Annotated in this window: 4 protein-coding genes; 2 read left to right on the forward strand and 2 right to left on the reverse strand. The window is 66.1% G+C overall.

The genetic code is table 11. The features are described from left to right. Positions 1-458, reverse strand: a 458-nt coding sequence (locus RT054_RS16400; protein WP_312722627.1) for a recombinase family protein, incomplete at its 3' end; no start/stop codon positions are given. Here RT054_RS16400 and mobF point away from each other — a divergent pair. Further along, a complete protein-coding gene (mobF, locus tag RT054_RS16405) occupies positions 396-4,010 on the forward strand; it encodes a MobF family relaxase (RefSeq protein WP_396837335.1) in 3,615 nt (1,204 codons plus the stop codon). The two genes, RT054_RS16400 and mobF, sit on opposite strands and share 63 nt — an antisense overlap. A gap of 140 nt (positions 4,011-4,150) precedes the next feature. Next, positions 4,151-4,525: a sulfate permease gene (locus RT054_RS16410; protein ID WP_312722625.1), complete on the forward strand. Its 375-nt coding sequence runs from the start codon at positions 4,151-4,153 to the stop codon at positions 4,523-4,525. A 108-nt stretch (positions 4,526-4,633) separates the two neighbouring features. On the opposite strand, the gene RT054_RS16415 is transcribed toward RT054_RS16410, so the two are convergent. Continuing rightward, a partial coding sequence (locus RT054_RS16415) for a hypothetical protein (protein ID WP_313025668.1) occupies positions 4,634-5,771 on the reverse strand: 1,138 nt, incomplete at its 5' end.

The following is a 5,771-nucleotide window of genomic DNA, read 5'->3' on the forward strand; positions in this document are numbered from 1 at the left end:
CAGCCGGCCCCGCAGGCCAGCCCGGTCAGATGCCACCTGATGCTGCAGCAGTCCCACCCGTACAGCACTTTCGCGTCGATCAGGTCTTCCAGATCGCGGGGGTCGCGCACGGCCCGGTCGAGGTCATAGGCGATCATCGCCTCCGCACCCCCACAGGCCAGGAACGACAGCAGAGCACGGAACCGGGGCCGCACTACGCGGCGGACTTTCTCGCCGGTGGGCAGGGTGATGGTGCGCTGCTTGAACGCCGAAGTGTCGTTCTCCCGGAACACCTCCACCACTTCGTAGCCGAGGGATTCGGCGTAGGCGCGGCAGTCGGCCTCCTGCCGCTCCACTCCTTTCTCCAGGCCCTCGGGGTCGTCACTGATACGGACGTAGAGCACCGCCCTCGTCGGCTGGGCGTCGGGGCTCGGGCTGGTGGTCGGTGCGGGCGTGCGGGTCGGGGTCGCGGTAGTCATCGCGGGTACCTCTTTCGTCTCTACAAGACGCAGGTACGTTTACGACCCCACGGCACCCCGCCTGGCCGATGGCTCGGCGCGGGCATAGCGGCCCTCGGCAAGGGCGAAATTCAGGTGGGCGACCGAGTCTCGGAAGACCAGCTCCAGCTCCTGATGGGCACCGGCTGTGATCCGATCACTGGCGACAAGCTCGGACTGGGCTTCCCGACCTACAAGAGCCAGGACGAGCGGATCGAGGCACGGATCGCCGCTCTTGACCAGACGCTCACACCTTGGGCCAAGGGCGAGGCGGTCGCGCAGATCGTGGCCGAGGAAACTGCCCGCAGCACACGGCGTGCGGTGGCGGGCTTCGACTTCACCTTCTCGATTCCGAAGTCCGCGAGCGTGTTGTGGGCGGTCGCCGACGCCGGGGTCCAGGCACTCATCGGGGAGGCGCATCACCGAGCGGTTGCGGGGGTGGTTGCGTTCATGGAGCGCGAGGTTGCAGCCACTCGCACGGGCGCAACCGCCGGGGACGGCGCAGTTGCGCAGGTCGATGTCACCGGGCTGATCGCGACCGCGTTCGATCACTTCGATTCCCGTGCTGGCGACCCTCACCTCCACACGCACGTGGTCGTCAGCAACAAGGCCAAGACCGTCCTCGACGGGAAATGGCGGTCGCTCGACGGCAGGCCGATGCACGCGGCCGTCGTCGCCCTGTCTGAACTTCACGAAGCCGTGTTCGCCGACCACATGACGCGCACCTTCGGCGTCTCCTGGGAGGCCCGAGAGATGGGCCGCGACCACAACCCCGCGTGGGCCATTACCGGCGTGCCCGAGGAACTGATCGCCGAGTTCTCGACCCGCGCCCGTCACATTGATGCCGAGACCGACCGCCTCATCGCCGAGTACATCGCGGCGCACGGACGACGCCCGGCACCAGCGGCCATCATGAAACTCAGAGCCCAAGCGACGCTTGCCACCCGGCCCGAGAAGCAGGTCCGATCCCTGGCGGACCTCACCGCCGAATGGCGAACCCGCGCAACCAAGACCCTCGGCCAGGACGCGACGACGTGGGCACGCGAGATGACCGACAACGACAAGCCGCTCCTGCTGCGCGCCGACGACGTGCCGCTCGACGTGATCGGCGACCTGGGGCGTTCAGTCGTCGAGGTCGTCGGTGAGAAGCGCTCGACCTGGCGACGGTGGAATCTCATGGCCGAGGCCTCCCGGCAGACGATGGGCTGGCGGTTCGCCACCATGCAGGACCGAGAATCCATCGTCGCGATGGTCGCCGACGCCGCCGAACTCGTTTCACTTCGGTTGACGCCACCTGAACTCGCCGCGTCGCCAGTTGTGTTTCGTCGGCGAGACGGCACCTCGGTGTTCCGTCCGAAAAGCTCGACCGTGTTCACCTCCGAGTCACAGCTCGCTGCCGAAGGCAGACTCCTCGAACGAGCCGCCAACCTGACCGGTCCGACGGTGCGGCTCGCGACGATCGAGAAGATCACGCGCAGCCCCGCCGCGGACGGCCGGATGCTCGGCGACGACCAAGCCGACGCCCTTACCCGCATCGCGGTATCAGGACGCACCCTCGACGTACTCGTCGGCCCCGCCGGGGCGGGCAAGACCACCGCCATGAACGTACTCCGCCGCGCATGGGAACACGAGCACGGCCCCGGGTCCGTCGTCGGGCTCGCGCCGTCAGCGGTCGCAGCACAGGTCCTCTCCGACGACCTCGGGATCGCGACCGAGAACACGGCGAAGTGGTGGCAGAACCACCTCATCCATGGCACCACATTCGAGGCGGGCCAGCTCGTCATCATCGACGAAGCCTCCCTCGCCGGCACCCTGTCACTGGACCGCATCACCCACCTCGCCCAGGACGCCGGTGCGAAGGTGCTGCTGGTCGGCGATTACGCCCAACTGCAATCCGTGGACGCCGGCGGCGCGTTTGCGATGATCGCCAGAGACCGAGCCGACACTCCCGAATTGGTCGACGTTCACCGTTTCACCCACATCTGGGAGAAGACCGCCTCACTCGAACTGCGCCACGGACGCACTGCGGCCATCGACACCTACCTCGCCCACGAGCGCATCACCGACGGCGAGGCCGAGGCCATGACTGATGCGGCGTACAACGCCTGGCGCGCTGACCGGGACGCGGGAGTGGTTTCGGTGTTGATCGCCGAAACCCACGAAAATGTGACCGCGTTGAACCGTCGCACCCGCGCCGACCTGATCCTCAACAAGACGCTGACCCCCGACCGCGAGGTCGAGCTGTGGGACGGCACCGCCGCTGGGGTTGGCGACACCATCATCACGCGACAGAACAATCGGGGCCTCCGCACCCTGGCCGGGCGGGACTGGGTGCGCAACGGCGATATCTGGACCATCACCGCCGTCGGCGACGACGGGACCATCACCATCGCACGCGACTACGGGACCGGCACCGCTGTTCGCGACGACGGAACCATCACGGCTCGCAGGCGTGGGCGCAGGTTCGGCGGCAGCATCGTCCTCCCCGCCGCGTATGTGGCCGAGCATGTCGATCTCGGCTACGCGGTCACCGCCTACCGGGCCCAAGGCATCACGACCGACACTGCGCATGTATTGGTCGAACCGACCTCGACGAGGGAGACCTTCTACGTCGCGATCACCCGAGGGCGGCACTCCAACCACGCCTACGTGACCCTCGACCGCGCCGACGATCATGCGCAGCCACACCCCGGCGACGACCCCCACGCCACCGCGCGAAGCGTGCTCTACGGCGTTCTGCAGCACAGCGGTGCCGAGCTCTCGGCACACGAGACCATCGTGGCCGAACAGGAACAGTGGGGCTCGATCGCCCAGCTCGCCGCCGAGTACGAGACCATCGCAGCCGCAGCCCAACACGACCGCTGGGCCACCCTCGTCCGGGGTGCCGGGCTCACCGAGGAACAGGCCGAGAGCGCCATCGAGTCCGACGCGTTCGGCCCGCTCGCGGCTGAACTCCGCCGGGCTGAAGCGAACCATCACGATGTCGATGCGTTGTTGCCGCGCCTCGTCGCTGCGCGTGGACTCGGCGACGCGGACGACATCGCCGCCGTCCTCCACTACCGAGTCGAGCGGGCGACCGCCCGCCCGGCTGGCTCGGGCCGGACTCGGAAGCCGACGCGACTCGTTGCAGGCCTAATCCCGCAAGCGCAGAGAGTGATCGACGCCGAGATGCGCGCCGCCCTTGAGGAGCGAGAGGCGCTGATGGAGGCACGCGCCGACGCCACACTCGATCGCGCACTTTCCGAGCGCGCCCCGTGGACGAAGGCACTCGGAACACCGCTCGCCGATCGACGACGAGCCGCGGCCTGGCGCAAGTCCGCACGTGTGGTCGCGGCCTACCGAGACCGGTACCGCATCACCGACGACGCGCCCATCGGTGCCCCGCCCGAGTCGGCCGCGCAGAAGATCGACGCCGCCCGAGCGCGCTCCGCGCTCGACAAGGTACGTCAGCTGGTCGCTGATGAGAGCCGTCAGGCAGAGGTCGATCTGCAGGCCGTCAGGCGCGACCAGCCCGGGCCTGGGCGCAGCATCTGACCCTTCCCAATGTCATGACTGGGGCGTAACCTTGAAGGTGAGGCGGATTTCTCCTTACCTTTGGGCCGCTCGCGGCAGACCTTCGGGTCACTCTCCACGCACCGTCTCAACAACGACTCGCGTGTTGAGAGGAGCCCATCATGATCCGCCTACTGTGGACAGCCAGCGCCGAGGTCCGCTACTTCCTGCGTCGCTACATGCCGAGCAACGTCCTGCTCGACCTGATCCGCACCAGGAAGGGGCTGAAGTGGGGCATGCCAGCGATGCTGCTCGCCGGCCCATATCTGGCCATCGCCTTCTGGTGCACCACACTCCTCGAGAACGGCGGCCCAGGATGGCTCCACCTCGTGGTCCTGCTCTGCATCTGGAACGTTCTCAAGATGATGGCCATCGGCCCGGTGAGCGTCGTCCTCGTCGTGAAGGCTCGCGCACGGGAGCGCCGGACTAGGAATCAGGCCGAAAGCGGTGCTCACGACCGAAATCCTCAGCCAGAACTCATACGAAGCGTCAGCTGACGCGCGATAGATAGACGGTGGCCTGTCACTCCGATTCCTCGATTCCTTTGGGTTGCGGGAAGAGCGTGTAGCGGCGCGTATGGGCGCGGCGGGTCCGGTAGGCGCGCTCTATTCGGATGCGAGAACATCGAAGCTGCCCTTGGTCACGCTCTGCACATACGACGCAGCACCAGCAATCAGCCTGAGTTGTTCGTCCGAGGATGCCTTGATACTGAGGCCTGGTTGCGCGATGACAGTCGAGATACGAGGGAACAGTTGGGGAGCTTGCTGCCGGATTCCGAACAGAGCTTCCCGGTCGCCGATCTCGAAGGGACTCAGACCGGTTCTCCTCGTGTACGCCTTCGCTCGGCGATCAAGGTGCTCCAGCAGCGGAAGTGCCCCGTTGTCGCGCCATCGTGCTCCACGCATCGCCTGGCCACATACTTCGTACAGGTCGCTGAGGCGTGAGCCGGCGGTGGGCTTCGATGAGTACTTGCAGTGCACCAGCGTGATATGAAGATCACCCTTGTCGACGCGGATACCTACAAGGTCGGCGGCTTCGCCAGCGCGGTCGTCGTCGATGAGGATGTCGAAGGTCTGGTCTTGCGACAGGAATCGGGCCATGTACGCCTGAATAGAGTTTGCCTTGCGCTCGATCCCTTGCGACTCCACTGTGATGTCAACGCCATTGCTCGCCCAGTCGAGCGCACGGAGTCGCTCGCGCGGGTAGGGAGGCAACTCCGTCCGTGGCGCCAGGAGCCGATCATCCCCGGTCACCATTCGATCTCCCGATAGGAAGAGGGTCGGCTTGTCGCTGTTGAGCCAGGTTGAGAAAGGCGTTCTCACGTCTCGCCAGCCGACTACTTCGGCGTCGTCGCCCTTCGCACGGTAGTGCAGGCCCTGCGATCCGAAATGTCCCTCATAGGCGAGCTCCCAGGTGGGAGTCATGATCGAGAAGCAGAGTGGTCCGCTGGTGCCGTAGTCGTCGATCCTGAACTCGGCATCGGTCAGAAGCACGCTTGAGTCCTTGTAGCTGAGCCTGGATGATGTGCCGTTTCCCAGGTACAGCTTCCAAGGCCACTCCATCGCGAGGATTGGGAATGCTGGTCGTTCTCTTACGTCGATCGGGATGATCATGGAGCGGAAGAGCGAATGAACGTCGATGCTGCCGTCGCTCAGCTTCGCACCTTGCTGTCGGCACCAGGTGCGCCACTCAGCCCTGATCCACCGTCCGAGGTAGTGCCCTGTGGCGCGTTGTGACGACGGA

It is taken from the genome of Mobilicoccus sp. (genome assembly GCF_032060985.1).
Lineage (GTDB): Bacteria > Actinomycetota > Actinomycetes > Actinomycetales > Dermatophilaceae > Mobilicoccus.